Source organism: Legionella gratiana (assembly GCF_001467695.1).
In the GTDB taxonomy this organism is placed as follows: domain Bacteria; phylum Pseudomonadota; class Gammaproteobacteria; order Legionellales; family Legionellaceae; genus Legionella; species Legionella gratiana.
Genome location: NZ_LNYE01000020.1, coordinates 419,659 through 442,508, shown reverse-complemented (window position 1 = coordinate 442,508; position 22,850 = coordinate 419,659). Strand labels below are relative to the sequence as shown.

The window sequence follows — 22,850 nt, the reverse complement described above, 5'->3', positions numbered from 1 at the left end:
AAAATAAATTTGGATTTAAAACGCAATTGCTTGTTAATTCACAAAATATTAATCATGAAAAGAGGAGGTGGCTTTTATAAGGAAAAGTGATTTGGGATTTTTACTTTCAAGATAAAATATCACCAACATTATAAGACTTTATCTTCATCGACTTTTCATTGACCCATTAATTGAACCTAGAAAAAGAAGTTGCAGCCTACTTCCTTTTCTAGATTAAAGTAATTATATCTTCTGCCGATTAGATTAATATAAATTTAAGTGACTCAAATAAGCATATGGATATAAATTACAAACTCGCAAAAAGTTCAATTATTTTAAGAGAATATGTGAATAAGTATGCTTATATAGGATTAAGCATTGCTATTGGTAGCATATTAATCGCTTCACTTGTTGTATCTTATCAAATAACAGGATTTATTAATCTTGATGGCTTCATTAAAGCACAAACAACAAATCCAGCTATTTGGATACTTGATCTAACTCCTTTTCTCTTTGCCTATTGGGGACAGTCATTTTGTCATGGGTTAGTCAATACAGCAGAATCATTTGTTGCAAATAAAACAGAGGAGCTTCGATATAAAAGTGGCGATCTCGAATCAAAACTAAAATATGAAAGTGAACACGATTTTTTTACTCAGTTGCCTAATGCCCTTCTGTTTAGTGAACAAATCACACAGGCTATTGATAAAATTGAAAAATCGAATGAATTGGCAGTAATTCTATTAAAATTGAATGATTTTAAAGCGATTCACAACAATTTTGGAAATTTTAATTCCAATAGTGTTCTGATTGAATTTGTTAAAAAATTAAAAGAGATGTTACTTAGCTCTTTTATGTTACAGGCTACTATGGGAATCAATAGTATTGCACGAGTTGAGGGTGATGAGTTTGCTTTATTATTACCAAGGCTCAATAAAAATATTAATCTCCATGCGTTATTGAATGCCATTATAGATGCGACTCACCTTAGTTTTACAGTTGATGGAATTCATATAACCATTAGTACTACTGCTGGTGCAGCAGTTTATCCTAATGCAGGAGCAGATAATGTCGCTTTAGTAAATCACGCACGCACCGCAGTTTTTCATGCCAGGAAGAAAAACAAACCTTTTGCTATTTACAATTCGGATATGGAAGAAGATTTTACGACTAACCGAATTGTGATGAATGGACTAAAAGCAGCAATAGAAAACCAAGAAATAAAGATCTATTATCAACCTACGGTTGAGTTAGCGACAGGTAAAATTATTGGCGCTGAAGCTACGGGCAGTTTTGTACATGAAAAATATGGATTAATCAGCGCAGAAAAATTTAGTTCCCTTATTGAGGGATCGAATTTAATCCAACAATTGACATCGTTCATGTTAACCAATGTCACTGAACAATTAGTACTTTGGCACCAGGCAGGACATCAAATTTTTGCTTCGCTTCACTTATCTATTCAAGATGCTATTAATAGGAAATTACCTGTTTTTATAGAAAGTTTACTTAATGAAAATAAAATTTCACCACAATATTTAATATTAGAATTCGATGAGCGTGCCTGTTTATCTGAGCCCAAAAAATCAATCACCGTGTTACATGAATTAAGCAACCTAGGTGTTAAGATCGCGATCCATGATTTCTGCAGTGGTTATTCTTCGTTTCTTTATCTGGTCAATTTTCCTATCGACAGAATAAAAATTGAAAAATCGCTTATTTTAAGCATGATTAAAGATAAAAAGAATTCCAAAATTGTTGAGGCGATTATTAAGCTTGCGCAAATCCTAGAGTTGGATGTTTTCGCTAATGGGGTAGAAAACCAAGAAATTAGAGAGCAACTCCAACAATATGGTTGTATGTATGGACAAGGCAGTTATTTCTCAAACCAGGTAAGCCCTTATGAATTTATGGCTCAATTATCAAACGCGCATGGCCCCACAGCTTAGCATTTGGCTTTGGATGGGCTTAATGAGACTACGTGATCATCATCCTCCTGCGACATATATTTCATATCATGCTTTAAAAAAAAATCACTAACCTTTCTGATTGCAACCTCTCCATGTTCAATACTCACTTCGGGGATAATTTGGAGTTTTGTAAGTAATGCGTTTAAATCGTAATGATCTTGAGGTGTTCCATATAGATTTCCCGTCCAAATGACCAGATCATGGGATGGGTAATAATACCAAGTGAAGGGACAACCTAAAAATGAAATTCTTGGAAAATAAATTTCTTCGACAATTCGTTGAGGTAAGGTATTTTCCGCAGATTCAAGCTTATACATTGAGGTATTATTACCCTCATTTTTTTTATGATAATTTAGTGGTTCTTCCTTCTTTTGAGAAAAAAATAAAGTTGAAAATCGTTTCATTTAGCTTCCTTCTTTCATATCAAACAACATCAAAAAGATACAGCAGGTTCAGTGTCCTTGTGCAGTAAGACACAATTGCTTTCTAGGATAATATCATCTAAAAAGAAACAATATAGTCTATACTGTTAATGACAGTTAAGAAGACATGCTTTGCTCATTGCCAGATAATAAGATTGTCTAGCAATTTATAGTTTGAGAAAAAATTGCGGCTGCGGCTGAATTTTTTATTTTTTGCGTTTTTTTCCAAGCAGGTTTACTTAACTGTCATTATTATAACTTATATTGTGACCAATGTTATGAACAATGAGCCACTCATAACCGAATTACAAGACAAGACTCGTTGCATTCAACGGATTTCAAAATTATATAATAAATTATTAAAAAACAATCGAATCTTTGAACAAGATCAAGCAGGAATCAGCATTTCCGATATTTATTCGGATAAAAAAAATGTTGCAAAAATACTTATAAAAGCGTTACTCAATGGCACTTATCAACCCATGCAATATGATGAAAGAAAAGTATATATCAACTCCAAAACGCGTCTTATTGCAAATTATTCCTTTATTGATCGACTCCTACTTAGTATTTTGTATGATTTATTCAGAGAAAGAACGCAACATTTAATATCTTCCTCTGTTTATTCATATATTTCTGGGCGTTCAGCCAAGCAAGCAATCCAAGCATTCTGTTCTTACCTTAAACAAGCCCAAACAACAAACAAACAAATTAATGTATATGTTTTGCGTGCAGATATAACGAATTATGGAGGAAGTATACCCGCAGATACCCAGGCAATTTTTTGGAACTATTTCTATGACATATTAGAAAAAGAAGTTAACGATTTAAAGCAACGCCATTACTTACGCATTGTTATTGAAGAAGCGTTAAGACCCATACTACGTACAGAAGATAATTTACCTTATCAAAAAATATTAGGTATTCCAGTTGGATCACCGCTAGCGACGTTAATCTATAATCTTTATTTATCTGAACTTGATGAGGCGTTAACGAACATTCCAAACGCTTTTTATGCGCGTTACAGTGATGATTTTATATACGCACATACAGATATTGATCAATTCAAGGAAGGCGAGGCCCGTATCACCGCCATTTTAGAAAAATTAAGGTTGAAGTGTAATCAAAGTAAAAATCAACGTTTTTATCTCACCCACGCCGGTAAACCATCAATCGATTCGGAACAATTTATGAGTTCAAATAGGGTAGAATTATGTGGCCTTATTATTTTTTCTGATGGCACCAAAACATTAAAACGCTCCGTCATGCAAAAAATGCTAAGACGAATAAAACAACGATTAATTAATGCATCCCCCATGCTTTCTCATCTCAACCTGGAACAAAAAGGGCAAGCACTTTGTCTGATTGCTAATAACTTATTAAATGAAAAAAGCTCATTCAGAGAACCTACAATTAAGCGTATACTCAAAGAAGTAACTAATAGAGGTTGTTTAAAACAGATAGATTATTTAATAGCCTTAATCATTGTTGAATTACTTACAGGTATAAAAGGTGTGCGCGCATTTCGACAAGTTTCTTATGCTACTCTAAGAAATGAATGGCATTTAATCTCTTTATGCAAAGAAAAAAATTATTGGGATCAACATAAATTTTCTTTCCGAAAAAATGGAGTTTTTACCGATGATAAGGATGAGCGATTTATCTGATTTCCAAACACTATTTCAAAATATTAATCCCCAAGATTTGGAAATTCTCTTACACTTTGTAAAACGAGTTAAATTAAAAAAGGATCAGTACTTATTTTACGAAGAAACACAAGGAGATTCTGTATACTTAATTAAATCTGGAAAAATTGGCATCGAATCAAAAGGTCAACATTTATCCGACTTATATAGCGGCGATTATTTAGGCGAAATGAGCATATTAGATAAAAGACCACGCTCATCTTCTGTATACGCGGCAAACCCATCTGAATTGTATGCAATAAATATGGTGGATTTACAAAATAAATACCCTAATCTTTACACTCAACTCATTGTAAATTTAAGTAAAGCGCTCCCCGATCGCCTACGGGAGGCAAATAAATTAGCTACCAAAGCCTTAAAAAAAGAAATATTCCTACTTAAAAATCAAATAAAAACAGCACGATTTATGACTTATTTATTAGTGATTATTTCGCTTTTTATTATTTTAAAAGATACTGCTTCATGGGCTCAGTTCACCGAAAATCCGAATGTATTAAACATTAGAATTACGTTGGTTTTAGCTCTTATCTTCTTTGTGATCATGTGGAAAAATGGATATTCCCTTGCTGAAATGGGACTTACTCTGAAAAACAGTAAACAGTCTATCATTGAATCATTAATAGTAAGCTTTTTTATAATATGCTCTTTTTTATTGATTAAGTGGGTATTAATAACAAACACACTTTACTTTAAAGAAACACCTCTAGTTTGCTTCTGTAAAAATATTTATGAATTACTCGAATTAAGTATTGGTTATATTATTTTAGCTCCAATTCAAGAGTTTATTGCACGGGGTTGCCTACAAAGCTCATTGATGCACTATGTAAAAAGGGATCAATCGATTTATGCCGTATTAATGTCTAATCTTATTTTTTGTAGTTTTTATTCAAGTTTTGCGTTAAGTGCCTCCATTCTTCTTTTCATCTTAGGATTAATATGGGGCTGGCTGTATTTGCGATATCAAACCCTTATAGGGGTATCATTATCTCATATGCTGGTAGGAATTTGTTTGACTGGTGTGATTGGTTTTCCAATACAATTATTATAAAAAGGGAGTTGCAATGAATCATCCGTTGCAAACAACACAAGAATGGGTCGACAAACAGAAAAGAAGGAAAGCAAATTTTGTTAGTTTTAATGAGGCTTTATTTGGCAAAAATATTTTAGCTTATATTATTTTCCGCTTACGTTATTACAGTATTAATGTCATTTTTACGATGGCAGTACATGTCCTTGAGTTCTACTTTTTAACTCTTATTTTTACAAGTACTCATCTTGAGAATTTAATTTTATTTCGTGCAGCAATTTTCGTCATTAATGCAGGTTGGTGGGGAATGTTGGAGGTGATGCGCTCTCGCATACGACATCTGCGGGGTTCCCAACAAAATAATCTTCTTGCTCGTGAGTTAGGAAATTGGCAATTTCTGGCAATACTTCTTTTAATCAGTTGCTTTATCACAAGCCTTGTATTTGGTATTCTCGCCTTAACTGAAATTGGCTCTCAACATGTACTTGCGAATTGCTATATTGCTGCAGTGATTTTCCAGTTAGGGCTACATATTTTTGTTGAAGTCCGCCGTTCGGGTATTTATGCAAAATTTCGTGTTTTTCGCCCCCTCTTCTCCATTTTGTTATTGCCTTTGGCAAGTATGGTATTTTTAATGTTTTTTTGGTGGCTTACAGGGGGGTATACCCTTGTATTAAATACTTTTTGCAGTGCAATTCTAGGCTCTGCTCTAAGCCTTTATTACATTAAAAACTCATATACAATGCATCAATGGCCAGAACCAATATGGCCAAAATTTAAAGAGTTTCGACACTTTATTCCCCAAATTTTTATCCCCGAATTTTTTTGGGCTGGCCTAGCAAGTATTTTTATCAGTCTAGAAGGTATGTTAATTTGGATTATGTATTATTACAGTCTTAATCATGCTCCTTATAATGACTATTACAAACTATTCTATTTCATTGCTCCATTATTAAATGCCAGCTCCATTTGGGGAAGATTATTTTATTTCGACATAAAAAAATGCAGTATTTCTTCATTAAATCGATTTATAAAAAGTTTTAATATACGTATATTGTATATCACACCATTAATCGGTTTTTTTTTCTGGCTAATCACTGCATTATTTTATGTAGGATATTTTCAAGAAAATGCATTCAGTTTTAGTTTACTTTTATTGGTGTTTTTTATCCTACGCTCTAGCATGGCCTATTTGCAAATAAATGCCTTTAGTAACCGTTATTACGTAGATGTTGTTTTTAGTGGTTTAATTACATTGACCTCCGTTTTCGCCTTTATTTCCATTGAGTCTTTATACTTACACGTATTCATTCTATTTGTTGTTTTATTCTTGGGTAATATTTACATCTATAAACCTCACTTTTTGCCCTTAAAAAATTCGATTAAAACCAGCCAGTCTTTTTCGTATGGTGACTGGCTGAACGCACTTATTCATCATCAAAAACCGACAACTATCATTTCCTTTAAAATTGATGCCGAGATTCAATTGAAGAATAAAATCCAACTCCAAAAAATACTATCAAATGCATTTAAATCACCTCATATCTTATGGATTGACAATCATAATTTACTATTATTCTTTGCATCAAATGAGCTTCATTTAAAAGATACGCTCTCTTTGATTTCTATAGAAACGGCGGGTATTATTGAAAATTATCGCTTATGTAGCGATGCAGTAAACGGCTTAGAGGCATTACAAAACGCCTTAAAAGAAAATAGATTATTACCCTTTGAAAAAATTAAAGCATTAGACGAAAATCATTTAGTTTTGCCCAAAGAACATCAGGCAATTTTTACTGAATTTGTCCACCACTTCCCTTTTGGTATTTGTTATGAATTTAAGGGTAAAAAATTAGTGATTCATAATGTTGAAAAAATACCAGAAAATAGCGATTATTTTCGTATATTAGTACAATTAGTGAAAAAATCCCTTGCTTCACCTCTAGAAAAAAATGAAGGTATGAATTTTTCGGTTTCTGTATATTGTGATGTAACAAATAATACACTCATATTTATTATTCCTATTTCTTATGAAAATTATAAAGTAGTGAACGATTGGAATTTAGCTGTGTTTCAAGCAGCAGCAGAACAGTTTTCATCTCAAAGATGAGAACGATTGCTTTGAAGAAAACGAAGCATCCGTACCATGTAAAATATAAACATGCGTTATAAGAGACTTGAACTATTATGAACACTTTAATTCGATTTATTTATAAGAGCTTTCTGATTCTTTTATTAATTTCATGTGGTACTAATAATTCGAGCACAGTAACTGTACTCAATAATCCCGATCTTCTTAATACTGCTCGAACCTTATCAGCACAAGGAACATTGGAAGTTACAAAAGATGGGTATGTCTATTTAAAAGTATCTAATGACTATTTAACTGTTTTATACCCTATTTTAGTACGACATGCTGAGGCAGAAGATATTCCTTGTATTGCACCTGCAAAAAGCCCTGTTGGAAGTCATGTTACTGTATTTTATTCGGGTGAATTAAATCCGGAACAGATTAAGTCATTGCCTATTGGTACTACGTTTCAATTTCAGATCAAAGAAGTTGAGAAGGTGAGTAACACAAAACATTGGCATCATAAATCTGAGAAGGTAATTTGGTACGTACTCCTCATTGAAGCACCCGAATTGTCTGCACGCTTAAAACCATTACAGTGGAATAGACGTTTCCATTCATTTCATATAAGCATAGCTCGGGAGAATTTTGACGCCAATGGTTTCTGTATTAAATATCATATGCCTTATTAAGCAGTTTATCTATACTCATAAAATACAAGCTACACTTTTTTTATAAAAGTATAAATTTAAGGATAATAATGAGTAAAGCGTCTCTTATGATTGGCGATGAAAAAATCAAACCCGGTCAACGTAAAACCATTTTATTGCCTATGCCCAAATTATATGACTGGACTCCTATCAGCCTCCCCATACATGTAATCAATGGTCCAGAAGAAGGACCTTCACTTTGTATTACCGCAGCCATTCATGGCGATGAAATCAATGGAGTTGAAATTATTCGCAGGTTTTTGAAAAAAAAAGGATTAAAGCATATCAATGGAAATGTCATTGCCATTCCAATTGTTAATGTGTATGGTTTTTTATATCAAGAACGCTACTTAATGGACCGAAGAGATTTAAATCGCTCTTTCCCTGGTAATTCCAATGGATCTCTTGCTTCAATTCTTGCAGAAATCATCAGTCAACAAATTTTATCTCAATCGACACATGCGATTGATTTACATACCGGTTCAAATCATAGATTTAACTTACCGCAAATTCGGGCAAATCTTGATATGCAAGGAATTGAAGATTTAGCTCGTGCTTTTAACGTTCCAGTGATCTTACATTCCACCTTTAGAGACGGTTCGATGAGGGAATATGCCAATGAGCAAGGGATTCCTATTCTAGTCTATGAGGGAGGAGAATCACTACGATTTGATGAGTTATCTATTAGAACAGGCATCAATGGAATTCTAAGTGTTATGGGAGAGCTTGGAATGATTAAACCAAGTAAATACAGTATAAAAAAATGCACGCCTACTGTTTCAAGAAACAGTTATTGGTTAAGAGCGCCTATCAGCGGAATTTTAAGACACATTAAAAAATCCGGAAATAAAGTCACAAAAGGTCAAGTCATTGCGATTATAGCAAACCCATCAAGCACCGAGGAGTATAAATTAAAATCCCCGATATCCGGTATTATCATTGGGGAAAGCAAACTACCTCTGGTACATTCAGGACAAGCATTGTTTCATATTGCTAGTTTTGAAAAATTGGATGCAGTTGCAGAGCAATTAGAAAATTTACAAGAGGCTTTTGATTTAAACGAGTATGAGGATTAGCGCCAGGCTGGAAGTCGCGCCCAGAAAGCGCGATAGTAGGCAGTGGGAGTAACCAATAAGCCTTAGACACCACTTTAAAGTAGTAAGGTCCACACCATTACTTTAAGCTAAGGATTTTTACGTCTCGGTCTCGAGTTTGTCCTTTTTAATTTTACAGTGTAATAATTTCCAATAGCCAAATAGATTAATTTTTTGAGAGTCCAATAGCTTTAATTGCTTGTAATCGAGAATTAAATGGGCTGAAAAATCGGACTTAAAGCCTACCAGTTTATTCACAAGAGCAAATTTTTTTTCAAGAAAACGAATTACAGGATGTTCTGAAGCAAAATGATTTACAAATATAATTTCAGCAGTAGGTTTAGCAACACGAGTTAGTTCCTGCAAGAAGGCATTAACATCTGGAACAACCGAAGCAACATACATAGCCACAATAAAATCAAAGCTATTATCAGGAAAATCTAAATGAGCAGCATCCATAACTTTTAATTGTACCCTATTTTCTAACCGATTTTTTACAACCTGCTCTTGCGCTTTTTCCAGCATTTTTTCTGAAATATCTATCCCAGTAATCCGTAAATCCGATCGATACAGCGGTAATGACAATCCTGTGCCAATGCCAATTTCAAGAACTGAGGCATTTGGCTTTGCACCTTTATTAACAATGCTGGTACATAGAGAACGACCCGGACTAAAAATAGACCCAAATAAAAAATCGTAGAAAGAAGCATAGATATTATAAACTTTTCTTACTGAAGCTACAGACATAAATTTACTCCATTCAATGCCACGAATTTGATAATAATAAAATATTTAATTTGTTCTACCCTACACCATCTTAATAGCAAAGAATAATAAAAAAGTACAGAACATTGACATTTAGACCATCAGACAGCAGCTACCTACTCATCAATCAAATCATTCATTTATTCGCAACACGCGCTAAATCATTTCAATTTTTTCAATTTCAATATATATTGATATTAAAAAATTAAATGCTCCACATTTTTCAACTATACTTATAACTAGTTACTAATTAAAACCGTTTGTTACGGGATATATTTTATGGATATAAGAAGAATTAATTTAAATTTATTAATTCATTTTGATACTTTAATGACTGAACTGTCCGTTTCAAAGGCGGCAGAGAAAACCTTTTTAACACAAACAGCTATGAGTTATATTTTAAAGGAATTACGTGAACTATTTGACGATCCTTTATTTATTAGAAAAGCACACGGGCTTCAACCTACACAAAAAGCCTTAGATTTAGCACCAAAAATTAAAATATTTTTAGACAGCTCTAAAAATATTTTTCAAGAAACAACTTTTGATCCATTAACTGAAGAGTTATCGTTTAAAGCTATTTTATCAGTTCACGGAGAGCTTCTTATTTTGTCGAAGCTATGTGCCTATTTATCCATCCATTCTCCAAATTTTACGCTAAAAACACTTTCATTGTCAGAATACGTCAATCTAGAACATCTATTAGCGACTGAAGTTGACTTTGCAATTGGACCGGCATTCCTTGAAACTGGAAATAACGCCAATGCGGAACTCTTATTTTTTGATGAGGTTGTTTGCGTGATGGGCTCATCAAATCCACTTGTGAATCAGGAAATAACTACAGAAGATTTTATTAACGCCGATCATGTTGAAGTACAATTTAGTTATCTACGTAAAGACAACATGTTATTCAAAATATTAGCAGGATTTGGTAAGCGAAAGACAAAAATCATTGTGCCTAATTTAATTAATGTATGTGAAGTAATAAGTCAAACAAATTGTATTGCAATGATGCCACGTTCTTTGGCTGTTTTATTAAAAGGCATGTACCAGTTTGAAATTAAATCCTTCCCCTTTCCTATAAAGGAATACCGAATTATGATCCATTACCATAAACGATTAGAAAATGATAGACGATTGCGATGGATTATCGAAGTCATTAAAAATCATTGTTGTCAATAAGTTCCTCTTAACCTAGTACAACAAGGAGAGCCTGATGAGAATCATTGTTGGTGGAGGAACAGGGTTAGTAGGTCAAACATTGATACCTGAACTCATTCAATCGAGACATGAAATTCATGTGTTAGGACGAAATGAAGAAAAAGTGAAGCAAGTATTCTCAAATACAGTTCAGACAACCACTTGGAATAAGCTTGATACTTTAAATCCAGATGAATTTGATGCAATAATTAATCTAGCAGGAACAAGTATCGCCGCTCATCGTTGGAATGCCCAAATTAAAGACCAACTGTTATCAAGTCGTCTTAAAACAACAAATCAACTGGTAGAATGGGGCACCACCGCAAAAAATAAAAAACCACATTTATATAATGCAAGTGCTGTTGGTATTTATGGATTACAAAAAAAGCAAGCTCAAGACAATATAACATTTACTGAAACCTCAATACCTATTAGTTCTCCCGAAATGTGTTTTTCAACACAGCTAGTTACGCAATGGGAGGCGGCAGCAAAAAAAGGGATGGCACGGGGCATGCCAGTTACCTTAATGCGTTTTGGCGTCGTTCTAAAACGAGGGGAGGGGATGTTAAAAAAGTTGGAATTTCCTACTCAATATGGAATGGGTGCTGTGTTTGGTTCCGGAGAGCAACCCTTAGCCTGGATTGATAGCACCGATCTTGTTCATGCTATTCTCTTTTTGTTAGCACATCCAGAAATTACAGGTCCGATAAATTTAGTAGCGCCAGAATGCGTCTCACAAAAAAAATTTACTAAAACATTAGCTCAAGTTTTAAAAAAGCCTGCGTTTTTATGGTTACCTGCTTGGAGTATTCGGCTCTTACTTGGTCAAATGGGCGAAGAGTTGTTATTATCAGGACAGACCGTAGCCCCTCAACGTTTAGCTGAATATCAATTTAAGTTCAAATACCCAACTTTATTCGCTGCATTAACCAAAGAATTTGGAGGTTGAGAATTTATCATGAGTCTTCGCTTATTATCTTTAGATGAAGTCAAGCAATGCATTACCATGAATCAAGCGATTACAGCCATGGAACATGCATTTATTCAATTAGCCAAACAACAAGTCCAATTACCACTGAGAACTGGAATACCCATTGAGGAAGAGGATGCTTTGACTTTAACAATGCCTGCTTATCTGGCTCATGATAAAGCCTTAGGATTAAAAGTAGTGTCTATTTTCCCTAGAAATAATGCAAAGAACAAACCATCTATTACAGGTTGTATCCTGTTACTTGATGCTAGCACTGGAGAGCCTCAAGCATTAATGGATGGCAGTTATTTAACTGCATTAAGAACTGGGGCTGTTTCGGGATTAGCAAGTCACTATTTTGCAAAAGATAATGCAACTCATGTAGCAATTATTGGTTCAGGAGTTCAAGCAGAAACTCAATTGCAAGCAGTAGCAGCAGTACGTGATATCAAACAAGTCTCCGTATGGTCCAGAACTATAAAAAATGCCGAACACTTTGCAGAAAAATTTGCAGATCAATATGTCATCAATGTATATGATCATATTTCATCAGCAGTTAAAAATGCAGACATTATCTGTACTGCAACCGGAAGTACCGAGCCTCTACTCGATTTTAAGGATGTACAACCCCATGCACATATTAATGCCATAGGTTCACATACTGCGCAGATGAAGGAAATAAGTAATGATTTGTTAGGACGTGCGGTGGTGATTGTCGATCAATTGCATGCAGCATTAACTGAAGCAGGTGAAATTATTAGCGCTCTAAAACAAGGTACCTTAAAACAAGAATCAATGATTGAAATAGGTGATTGGTTACTTCATAAAAAACCAGATTACAAAAATCAACTTACCGCTTTCAAATCAGTAGGACTTTCTATTCAAGATTTAAGTATAGCCTCAGTAGTTTATCAAAATGCTATCACTAAAAAATTAGGTACATTATTTGCACTTAATTAACAGCATAAAGGTTTTTTGAGTAAACTCTTCGCCTCTCGACATCCCACGGACAAACCGCGGTACGTAGAGCACGATCGTAACTTAGTGCCATTAGAGCATACATCCGTATGTGAGGCTTCTGAGAATCATTTTCGCGCAAGATAGGGAAAATACAGGCTTTTGATGCATGTAGCGTGAACACGTACCCCTTTGAGTTACTCAATTTCACCTAGAGATTCACCAAAACGCAGTAGGCTTCCTGCTTTTAATTCCTTATTCCAACGCACATTACTCCCATCGGCAAACAACAGTACAACAGTAGAACCCAACTTAAAATAGCCCATTTCATCACCTTGAGCGATTCTTTTATTAGCCAAGGGATATTTAAAATCAACGCGGCTTTTACTTCGTTTAATTTCTCCATTCCAACTCGTTCCTATAGAACCCACTATAGTTGCGCCAACCATCACTATAGCCATAGGACCGACTTGAGTGGAACAAAAGACAGCCAGACGCTCATTACGAGCAAATAACTTAGGCACTACTCGAACAGTTGACGGTTGAACTGAAAATAAGGCTCCAGGGATATAAGTCATCGAGGTAATTGCGGCATCTATCGGCATATGCACGCGATGATAGTCTTTAGGCGATAAATACAACGTTGCAAAACGCCCATTAATAAATTGAGACGCTATTTCTTGATCACACGCCAGAAGCTCGGAGACAGTATAGTGACGCCCTTTCGCTTGAATCAGCTTGCCTTCCTCTATTGAGCCTATTTCACTAATACAACCATCTACCGGAGAAACGATGCCTGCATGAGCCAAAGGCCTGCACTCAGGTTTTAAACGACGGATAAAAAAATCGTTAAAGCATCGGTATGCAGATGGATCTTCGATTAAAGCTTCACTCATATTCACTTGATACTCGTGAATAAAGCGTTGAATAAGATAATCCTTAACTTTGATATGTTTCACATCCGCCAAGAAACCAGCAAGTATGGTCAGACTTTGTTTGGGTATAATATATTGTGGCAATGTTTTTAATAAATCTAAAGACATGCAAAATCTCACTGCTTTTTAAAAAAAGAAATCATAACCTATACGCTCAGGAGTCACAAACTATGATTTGTGACCTAGCTCTAAAAATGCAACCGACGAACGGCAACAATGCTTGTCACATTTTTTCTCTAATTTAAATATAGCTTATATTTTTTAGTGCGTTAAACTGTAAGTAATTTGGAGTTGACGGTGTGACGCGGCAATAGTCTCACTATGATGTTTTAGATTAGCAAGATAAAATGCCTTATGTTTTTCCAAATTAAAATTTGCAACTAATTGGTATTTTGGATCTTGCTGCATTTCAGGAAACTCACCACTTGCAAATTCCTTTTTAATTGTTTCAACTATCTTAGTAAATAAGCACTCGTTTAATGTTGACGAATCGAATCCATTCATAAAAATCATAGCCAATGCTTTTGCATTACAATTTCCCTGAAGATATCCTTCAACTTCTGAGCGTCTTGAGGAGCCCCAATAACTTCCCCATGTTTTTGATTCATATTGTTTTAATGAAGACCTGATGAGACTTTTAAATGATTTTTCAGTTAAGCTATCTACCCAATCATAAACAGCCCGGTATACTAATGAGATACCCGTATCACTAAAAGGATGAGTAAATCGTTTATCTTTCTTAGCAAAAAATACTACATCACGAGTAAAATCTGCTATGCCTCGCTCAAAACTTTTATCTCTAATGGCAACATCAATGCTGGGTATAGGATGTTCTTGCAACATTAAAGGAGTAAGCCCCTCAATGATGAGCTTATTCAGGGCTCCTTCCTGTTGGGATCCTGAACTTAAAATATAAGCTAATCGATTATCGCCACTTTCATTTGTACTCGCTCTTAAATATTCTTTCACAGGCTCTGTTCGTTGGCGAAATGAAAAAGTAGACAATAAAGGAGCATATTTTTTATCAATAATATCAGTAACATACCGCTCTAACTCTTCTGGCTTCAAATTTTTTGCCCAAATAAATAAAGAATCATGGTATTGTTTTTTCACATCATCATGGGTGAAAGGCAACACCTCTTTTTTAACAGAAAGTAAGGCCTCCTCCATCAGTTTATCTGTAGTAGTTAAATGCAATGGGAAATTAACCTGTTCAGCAATTAACTTAAGACTTGATGCAATGTTGTTAAATTCAAATGCATAAGTGGTTGTATTTGCTAAAGCTTGGCGAATTTTTAAATTGTATTGCTGATGAAGTAATGTGAGTTTGGTTGAAAACTCGAGATTATGTTCTTCAATCAGATCTTTTCGCTCTTTTGTATAGTAGTCTTTTGTTATGGCACGAAACTCATTGATAAATGCAACTAATGCGAGTAAGGCGTCACGCAACTTACTGTCTTTATCGACACTGATTTTTTCTTCAATGGCTTCAGCAGAAAGCTCAGGCATGTCCCCAAATAATTCCCATGCGCTGGTTAGACTATCATCAGTAATTTTTTTGCTCACAATTTCAGAGATCTGAATATGAGGTGGGCTAGTAGCTTCCTTGAGTAATGCATTTGTAAGTCGGTATGAACTATGAAGAAGTTCCTTTAACGTGGGAGCAAACGCATCTCGCCAAACTTGATGATAACGTTTTTGTAACTCAGCAAGATCATATTTAAGCTCATCTTCTTTCGCGAAAGTTGTATCATTTTCATTTTTGACCCACTCTTCGATATTACGATAAAAAGAAGGTTTTTGATAAAGAGCCAAACACGTTGGTGGCAAAGGAATTCCATAACCGTTATTAATACATCCCATATAAAAAACGACCACTCGATATAAGTTGTCATAATGTTCCTGGTAGAGCTTCATCATAAAATCAACAAAGGGCTCTGTATTTGTTTTTTCATTGCAAAGATCAGGATAGAGCTCTTCATATTTAGCACGCAGCTCTTTATTTGTTTCATCCAAAGAGGTGTAGTTTAACGTTAAGTCACCAAAAAGCTCTGTTAGGCGTTTACGTTGTACTTCGGGTTGATAAGTTAATAACGCTTTTAAAGCCGCTGCTAGTTTTTGTTCTTGGGCAACGGAATCTTGGGCCAAACGGGCAAATTGCACTGGATCTGCATAGGCTTTAGGTAATAATTTAGGTAGAACCTGGTCTTGTCCCGGCAAAAGTACCGGAATAGTCACTTTGCCTGGATGTGTATATGATGGCCAATGATAAGGCTTGGAATCTTGAACATTAGGAAATGCCTCATAATCTGGAACTGAAAGAAAAACGTGCTTTTTAGGAATGCCGATGACTGATCTTGGTTCTTTCATATGAATCGTAAACCAATAAAAAAACATATCAAAATCAATATCCGCATTTAAACTCAAATTATGCGGATGGCCATCATCATCATCAAGAAACCATCTTCCAAACAAAAGTTCCATGATGTTTTTTTCAACCAATGTTTTCACACTTGGAGCCACTTGCTCTCTTAAAGTGCTGTTAACTGGAACTCCATCTTCCGCATAATTAAAAGGTTTAAAATTATCAACACAAATAGATAACGTTCCGATTAATCGATCCTCATCATCAAAAACTAACCTTTCTTCAGCCGATCTTTTTCCCTGAAATGATTTTTTGAATGCAGAAGTTGCTACACTTATTTTAGCTAATAACTCTGGATAATGTCTTTGAGATTCAAGTTCTTTAAAAAAGGCCTTCTTAGTAACACCATCTTCTTCAAATGAAACAGAAAATATTTTATGAGAACCATCAGAAATAGGTTTTTTTGTGATGAATTGACTATGTCTCAGTGCTTTTTTTGGTATTCCCATTTTTTAATCCATTAATTCACAGTCGTCCATATAGAATAGTTCATATTAAGCAGAAATTTTTAAGAAGTTCAAGAATAATTTTCATACAAAGAACAAGGAAACTAAACAGCAGGGCAAAATTTGATCTTTTAGATTATTTATTGTGTTTTTTGATAATAAACATCCACTTGATTATTGCCTGAGCAACAATGCTACGACATAAAAGGCATAAATGTCTTTTATGTCGAACTCATGTTATTTAGAACGTTAATTATTTTCAACAGAATGAGAGCACCCCACATGCACCCACTTCATCATTTTTTTCTGGTGCAATAACATCAACGATCTCTCTGTCAAGAGCGCGTAGCTCTTCTCCAGATCGAGTTTGATTAAAAAACCAACAATTGCCAGTAGCTTTATATTTTATGACATTAGCAAAGCAAAAGGATAAAACAGTAATAATTATATTTGCAAAAACAATTAAGGCCTTATAAATATCTGATTCAATTTCTGGATCGACAATCGCCAAAATTTTATTTTCTGCCTCTTGTAATTGGGCACGTATATTTACATTAGACTTTGTTAACCCATCATAAGCAATTTGATATAATGCTTTTCTGTAATTTTTTTCTTCTTGATCCCATTTCAGAAACATCTCTCTATGAGACTTTGATCCCGATAAACGTCCATCAACTACTTTACACTGTTCCAGAATACACAAAATAATATGTCGGAAACGCCTAGCCTCTTCGGAGTCTTTCTGAGCAGCAAACTCAACTACTTCTCTGTCAAACATGAAATCCTGCAATTGCATCACACACTTAAAGCACTCATGGAGAGTAATGGCCAACTCTTTTAAGGGTTCTTGATCTTTTATCGCACGCACTCTCTTGTCTTGAGATTCGATATTAAACTTTGCCCCAACAAAAAGAATTTCAATTAATAATTTTTGATGTTCTTCATTCTTTATGGTCGCTAGCTGCGGTAAAAGCAATCGTAAAGCGTGTCCTTTGCTCCCCTTATCTACGACTAAACGGTAGCACTTAGGATCAGTAATTTTTAATTTTTTCAATAAAATTAAAGACTCACTAGCTGCTTCTAAGTCCTGAAGAGAGAGCTTATGTAAATTTGCCGAGATACCATGAAATGTATTCAGCTCTTCTCGAAAATGATAAAGAATTGATTTTCGTAAATGTTGTTCGGGATTTACAGCCAGCGCTTGCAATTGATGAATAGTTTTAGTTTTTGTTTGATCTAAAGCAACTAATGTGGAAGCTAATAATGGATATCGATTCGTTGCGGTAATAATTTGTTGATAACCATCCTCAGATAGATTTTCCTTAACCCAAAAAAGCAAGCAAAGCCTCTTAGTATCATCATTAGATAAAGAATGAATAAACTTCAAATCCTCTAATTTTTTTGCGTCTTTCTTAAAAAATTGTGGCACATTTTCAGTGAGTGCAGGCTCCAAATCCACCAACATATTGATGGCTTTAAAGTAGGCGGGTTCCGATAAAATAAGATGAATTAACTCATCAGAGTATTTTTTTTGTTTTAAAAATGGGATTAGTTTAATTTGTGCTTCACTCCCCATTAAACTGCCAAATTTTTGCATCAACACCGGATCATTAAGTAGGTGTCGATTCTTTTCCAACAAGCCATACTTATAAAATACAAGAACGATTTTTAATAAATTCTTATTACGATTTTCATCTTCAGTCAATTTAATTGACTCAATTTCTTTTCGCAATGGACTGGACTCTGACAAAAGATCACGCAGTAAAGTAGAAGACAAGGGAAATAAGTTGGCAAAATTATATTGGATAATCAAATCCAAAGCTCGATTGTCTGCAAATAATGCAGATAAATTGAGCTCGGAAAATGGAACAGGGTCGGATAATGTCGCTGTTTCTTGTTCTACTTGTAATTTTCGTGTCATTAATTCGACACGCTGAAAACGTAAATTTAGTTCACCAGTCTCTGCATTAATTGCATCTTTTAATAAGCCTTTTGGTAAATCAGCGTCAATTCGTTGGGTTAATGGATTATCCAAAAAATCTACAGAAGAAACAGTCACTTTTGAAAAAGGAGCAGAAGAAGGAGTAGGTTCCTTTTGATCAGATACAGAAATAAATGGAGTCAGATCAAAGCTTGATAAAAAAATAAGTTCTCGATCTTTAGGCGCAGCATGACCCTTTTTTACTAGCCCCATAATCCATTGCTTTGGGTTATCTTTTCGATACATCACCATAAGTCCACAGGGCTCTCCTTTATCACTCATATAAGCAAAATGTTGGCGGATAAAATTTGAATTGTAAGACTCTGGGTCTTCATTTTCTTTCATAAGCGGATTAGAACCGAGCAAATAATGTAAATTCCCTGCAGACATGTTCCCTTGCAAATAATATTGCCCCAAAGCTTTCGTATTCCATATATTAAAATGCTTTATGGCTTCTTCAGGAGTACCCAAAAAATGCGTACGTGGAAAATCCAAGCGAATGGTTCCAATATCATCTTTTCCTTCCGCAACGGCCCAATTTTGTCCAAAAGCATGGAAAATTTGTTGTGCATTTCCTGTAACCAAATAAGGCATAACTCATTCTCAATATGAAAAATTGAGAGTATTATAACCAATAATTCGTGCTAATGGTGATAATTTTTTACAAAAAATGTATTTTTTGTTCCTTTATAAAGGCATAATTTATAATGTCTTTCTTTTGAGCGGAAAAAACATGAAATGCAATATCATAGGTGCAGGTCGATTAGGTAAAAATATTGCTTTAGCCTTATCTACAGCACGGCTTATCTCATCCTTTTCCATATGTAACCGTAACTTGGCCAGTGCCAAAAATGTATGTCATGAAATCGGTTCTGGTAGGGCCGTCGATAAAATTGAACTCTTTCCAGAAGCTGAAATCACTTGGATTTGCTGTAACGATGATGCCATTCAACCTATTGTAGAAACTTTAACTCAGAGTGCTACTTTAAAACCAAATAATTTCGTCATTCATTGTAGTGGTGTATTTAGCTCTGCTTTACTTGCTCCATTAAGAAAAAAAGGCTGTTTCATTGCGAGTTTTCATCCTTTAAAAGCATTCAAAACAAACTACTTAGAATCTGCTGCCTTTAAGCAAGTTGACTGTGTCTTAGAAGGGGATCATGAAGTCTGTGAGTGGTTAAGAAGCGCTTTCACTCAATTGGGCGCAAATCTTATTGCCATTGAATCTGAAGCAAAAGCAACCTATCATGCAGCAGCCTGTATGGCTTCGAATTATCTAATTACATTGGCCGCTTGTAGTGAAGAACTATTTCTTAAAGCTGGAATTCACTCGCAACAAAGCCGACAAATGATAGTCAAACTCATGCAAGGAAATTTAGATAACTTACAACGCACCGAAAATATAACGGAAGCACTTACAGGTCCATTGGCAAGAGGAGATATTGACACTATTTCGCTTCATTTAGAAACAATAAAAAACGATAAAATAAGACGTTTATATCAAGAAGCAGCATTAAATACGCTTCCTTTAACCCAATTACCGGAAACAATAAAAGAAAAAATTAAAGGAGTGTTAGCGACATAAAATGCTTCACTGTCTCTTACAGTAGCATATCACTGTTTCACTTGAGCCGACGGGATCTTATAAACAACCTCCTCAGGATCTTTCTTTTGTTTTCGTGTTTTTATTTGCTCAAAAACCCCTTTAAATTGGCTCATATGTTGATGAATATCTTCCGCTTCAACGTTTAATGACTGGTTGGAGCCAGAGAAAATTTGAGTATATTGATGCTCACCTTCTTGCTCATGATTCTTTACAGACAAACCAACTTCTGTTTCAATTTTAGGCGCATTCAGCCGATGATTAGCCATTTCATAGCTGGCTACAACCTTTTGGGAATTCTGTTTTATATGTTCTGCATAAGTTTTTTCACATTTTTTTATTCTTGCTGCTGCTTTTGATTCAAGCTTTTCTTTGTACGGTTTATAAGAAAACAGATAAATCCCTGCAGCTACAGGCAAGCTAATCGGAAAGAGAATAAGACTCAAAGCAATTCCTATCTTACCAATGCCAAGATAGGAGCTAAAACTCTTAGCATGTCCTGAAGCAGTAGCCATCGCCTCCGGAAGTCCTTTGTGTGCCTGCATGTTTCCAGATTTCTCTTGAGATAGATGTGTTAATGAAGGCTCCTCTGCATAATTTGGATTAAACTTTGTCCAAAACTTATACCATGGGGCTTTGGCATTTGATTTAGCAGATGCACCTTGATCGACATCACTAATTAACGTTAAGCCTGTTTGTAAGTGCTTATCATATTTATCATCTAAATTACGTTTTAAGTCAGACGCAAACCGTTTAACATCACTTGGTTTCGCCTTAGCTAAAGCATCAATAGCGTTAAAAATGGTGCTGTCAAGTTTACCGGCTTCATGATCTAAAATTGCTACTCTACCATTAATTGCTTGCGCCCGCTCATTTCCACTTTTACATCCAGCGATGGAAGCTTCTTCAATAAATATAGAGAGTGATTGAACGAGTTTGGCGTATTCATGTGTATGATGTAGATTATTCGCCATGATTGTTTTTAATGCTTTTTTTGCTTTGTCTACTGGGGTGGCGTCTGCCTCATGTATTCTTGCATCTTGTTGGGTCCAACCTGCTTTTATCGCTTTAATTTGCTTTATGGCCTCTTGACCTTCCTGAGATCTAGAAAAGTAATTCTCCCCATAAGCATTAGCTTTTCTCAAAAATTGTTCATAAAGAGTGAATACCTTCTGAATTTCTGGGAGATTGTCCGTTGGTCCTACCAGATTTTGCAGCATTGCCATTTCAGCCATTAAGGTAGCTTCATTTCTCAGCTTATTCCAACCAATATTCCATCCATATCCCAAACTATCGCCAAAACCGTTAACCGACAAATTTTGCACAAAACAAAAAGTTTTTGGATTTTTTGATTCAAGTTGAACTTTATTATATAAGTGAGCACCACTTAAAATAACGCGCGCCCCCCACGATTGTTTATTATCTTTAAACCAATCATCCAGAGTATGATTAATTGCAGTATGGAGATTATATGTAAACGCTTTTCGTCCTAATGGATTCTCAGCGATAGAATCATGCATTGAATATTTATCAGCAAGTGCTAGAAATTTCACACTGACATCGTCAATCGCACTATCCAGGGGAAGACCTTTTTTCACATCAAGCGAAGGTGTTCTAATTTGTAAGCGTACTTTCCCTTGATTTTCTTCTCTAAGAGCGAGAGTCACAATTTGCCTATCGGCAAGTGCGTATGCTCCTGCCATATGACGAATACGCTCATGAGCAGTATTTTCAGAACCAGAAATCCAAATTGCTTGTTCTAATGATTGATCGATATGTAATAAGTCATTAGGCGAAGCTGCCGTTTTTTCAGTCAGATGCTTGTGCTCTATTTTTTCTAAATCTTCTCTTGATAAATGGTAGCCCGTTTCTTCAATCACTTCTTCCACTAAAATGCTATGAGCTTCTGCAGAAATATTTTTCCGTGCTTTATCTAATTCTTGAATAAGCTTCACATCATTTAATAGTTCTCCTTCCTTAGCTTTTTCTAATGCATCAACAAATGCTTGCTCAATTAATACTTGTATGCGCATCATTGCCTTTTGATGCGCAATATCCATTTGTTCCTTAGGAAACCGTCTATTGTCAACTTTTGAGTAAGTACGTGCTGCAAGTGCTATGTGAAAATGAAATTCTTGTTGGAGAGGAATGATACTTCCTCTTACCGCTGATAATTTAGCGCACTGATCTTTACTTAACTTATCAAGACCATAACGCTGCTCGTATGCTTCATTAAGCTCTTTGATTTGTGTAATATCTAAACTTACTGTGGTTATTGGGGAGGGATTTCTAGTGTTGCCGAAACCTTGTTTGAATAACCTCTGTTCCTCTTCAGATAGTTTAACATCAATCAACACCCGTCCTTGGGGATCAAAAAGCAAAGAGGATGGCTTTTGTTGCAACGTTTGCTGGATCGCTCGAGCAGTAATTTTTTCAAGATACTCTCTTTGAGCTTGCTGCTGTTTTGATATTGTCATTATAAAACTCTTACCACACAATCACTTTTATAAGTTTAACATAATTAACATCAACTCGATACAAAATCAATCAAAATGACAACAAAAAAATCAATCTAGTAGGATAAAAAAT

At 35.0% G+C, this 22,850-nt stretch carries 16 protein-coding genes; 10 read left to right on the top strand and 6 right to left on the bottom strand.

The features are described from left to right. The first annotated feature begins 275 nt into the window (after positions 1-275). Positions 276-1,928: a putative bifunctional diguanylate cyclase/phosphodiesterase gene (locus Lgra_RS06715; protein WP_058498484.1), complete on the top strand. Its 1,653-nt coding sequence runs from the start codon at positions 276-278 to the stop codon at positions 1,926-1,928. On the opposite strand, the gene Lgra_RS06710 is transcribed toward Lgra_RS06715, so the two are convergent. Then, positions 1,925-2,353 carry a hypothetical protein gene (locus tag Lgra_RS06710; RefSeq protein ID WP_238584383.1) on the bottom strand — a complete coding sequence of 143 codons (429 nt, stop codon included), beginning with the start codon at positions 2,351-2,353 and terminating at the stop codon, positions 1,925-1,927. The two genes, Lgra_RS06715 and Lgra_RS06710, sit on opposite strands and share 4 nt — an antisense overlap. Positions 2,354-2,649: 296 nt before the next feature. Here Lgra_RS06710 and Lgra_RS06705 point away from each other — a divergent pair, with 296 nt between their 5' ends. The 5 genes from Lgra_RS06705 to Lgra_RS06685 all read left to right on the top strand — a co-directional run bounded on the left by Lgra_RS06705 (position 2,650) and on the right by Lgra_RS06685 (position 8,961). Continuing rightward, positions 2,650-4,038 (top strand): reverse transcriptase domain-containing protein, encoded by a 1,389-nt coding sequence (locus Lgra_RS06705; protein ID WP_058498716.1) that lies wholly within the window; start codon positions 2,650-2,652, stop codon positions 4,036-4,038. Then, complete coding sequence (locus tag Lgra_RS06700; RefSeq protein ID WP_058498483.1) at positions 4,013-5,125, top strand: cyclic nucleotide-binding domain-containing protein; 1,113 nt, start codon at positions 4,013-4,015, stop codon at positions 5,123-5,125. Before Lgra_RS06705 ends, Lgra_RS06700 begins: the two co-directional genes overlap by 26 nt. 13 nt (positions 5,126-5,138) lie before the next feature. Continuing rightward, a complete protein-coding gene (locus Lgra_RS06695; protein ID WP_058498482.1) occupies positions 5,139-7,214 on the top strand; it encodes a hypothetical protein in 2,076 nt (691 codons plus the stop codon). A 77-nt stretch (positions 7,215-7,291) separates the two neighbouring features. Further along, positions 7,292-7,867 carry a hypothetical protein gene (locus tag Lgra_RS06690; protein WP_058498481.1) on the top strand — a complete coding sequence of 192 codons (576 nt, stop codon included), beginning with the start codon at positions 7,292-7,294 and terminating at the stop codon, positions 7,865-7,867. 68 nt (positions 7,868-7,935) lie between these two features. Then, positions 7,936-8,961 (top strand): succinylglutamate desuccinylase/aspartoacylase family protein, encoded by a 1,026-nt coding sequence (locus tag Lgra_RS06685; protein ID WP_058498480.1) that lies wholly within the window; start codon positions 7,936-7,938, stop codon positions 8,959-8,961. A gap of 117 nt (positions 8,962-9,078) precedes the next feature. Here Lgra_RS06685 and pmtA read toward each other — a convergent pair whose 3' ends face one another. Further along, a complete protein-coding gene (pmtA, locus tag Lgra_RS06680; protein WP_058498479.1) occupies positions 9,079-9,726 on the bottom strand; it encodes a phospholipid N-methyltransferase PmtA in 648 nt (215 codons plus the stop codon). 297 nt (positions 9,727-10,023) lie between these two features. Between pmtA and Lgra_RS06675 the strand changes: the two genes are divergently transcribed. Genes Lgra_RS06675 through Lgra_RS06665 form a run of 3 tightly spaced genes read left to right on the top strand, consistent with a single transcriptional unit; the run spans position 10,024 to position 12,874 of the window. Continuing rightward, a complete protein-coding gene (locus tag Lgra_RS06675) occupies positions 10,024-10,926 on the top strand; it encodes a LysR family transcriptional regulator (protein ID WP_058498478.1) in 903 nt (300 codons plus the stop codon). Positions 10,927-10,960: 34 nt separating this feature from the next. Beyond that, positions 10,961-11,893: a TIGR01777 family oxidoreductase gene (locus tag Lgra_RS06670; protein WP_058498477.1), complete on the top strand. Its 933-nt coding sequence runs from the start codon at positions 10,961-10,963 to the stop codon at positions 11,891-11,893. 9 nt (positions 11,894-11,902) lie between these two features. Further along, entirely contained in the window at positions 11,903-12,874 is a 972-nt protein-coding gene (locus Lgra_RS06665; protein WP_058498476.1) for an ornithine cyclodeaminase family protein, read from the top strand. Positions 12,875-13,068: 194 nt separating this feature from the next. On the opposite strand, the gene asd is transcribed toward Lgra_RS06665, so the two are convergent. From asd to Lgra_RS06650, 3 genes are all read right to left on the bottom strand, one after another. Continuing rightward, entirely contained in the window at positions 13,069-13,914 is an 846-nt protein-coding gene (asd, locus tag Lgra_RS06660) for an archaetidylserine decarboxylase (protein WP_058498475.1), read from the bottom strand. Between the two features lie 153 nt (positions 13,915-14,067). Then, entirely contained in the window at positions 14,068-16,680 is a 2,613-nt protein-coding gene (locus Lgra_RS06655) for a hypothetical protein (RefSeq protein WP_058498474.1), read from the bottom strand. Positions 16,681-16,936: 256 nt separating this feature from the next. Beyond that, positions 16,937-19,252, bottom strand: a complete 2,316-nt coding sequence (locus Lgra_RS06650) for a hypothetical protein (protein ID WP_058498473.1) — start codon at positions 19,250-19,252, stop codon at positions 16,937-16,939. A gap of 139 nt (positions 19,253-19,391) precedes the next feature. Between Lgra_RS06650 and Lgra_RS06645 the strand changes: the two genes are divergently transcribed. Then, positions 19,392-20,243, top strand: coding sequence for a Rossmann-like and DUF2520 domain-containing protein (locus Lgra_RS06645; protein ID WP_058498472.1), 852 nt, complete (start codon positions 19,392-19,394; stop codon positions 20,241-20,243). Positions 20,244-20,272: 29 nt separating this feature from the next. Here Lgra_RS06645 and Lgra_RS06640 read toward each other — a convergent pair whose 3' ends face one another. Next, positions 20,273-22,738 carry a hypothetical protein gene (locus tag Lgra_RS06640; RefSeq protein WP_058498471.1) on the bottom strand — a complete coding sequence of 822 codons (2,466 nt, stop codon included), beginning with the start codon at positions 22,736-22,738 and terminating at the stop codon, positions 20,273-20,275. Between the last annotated feature and the right edge of the window lie 112 nt (positions 22,739-22,850).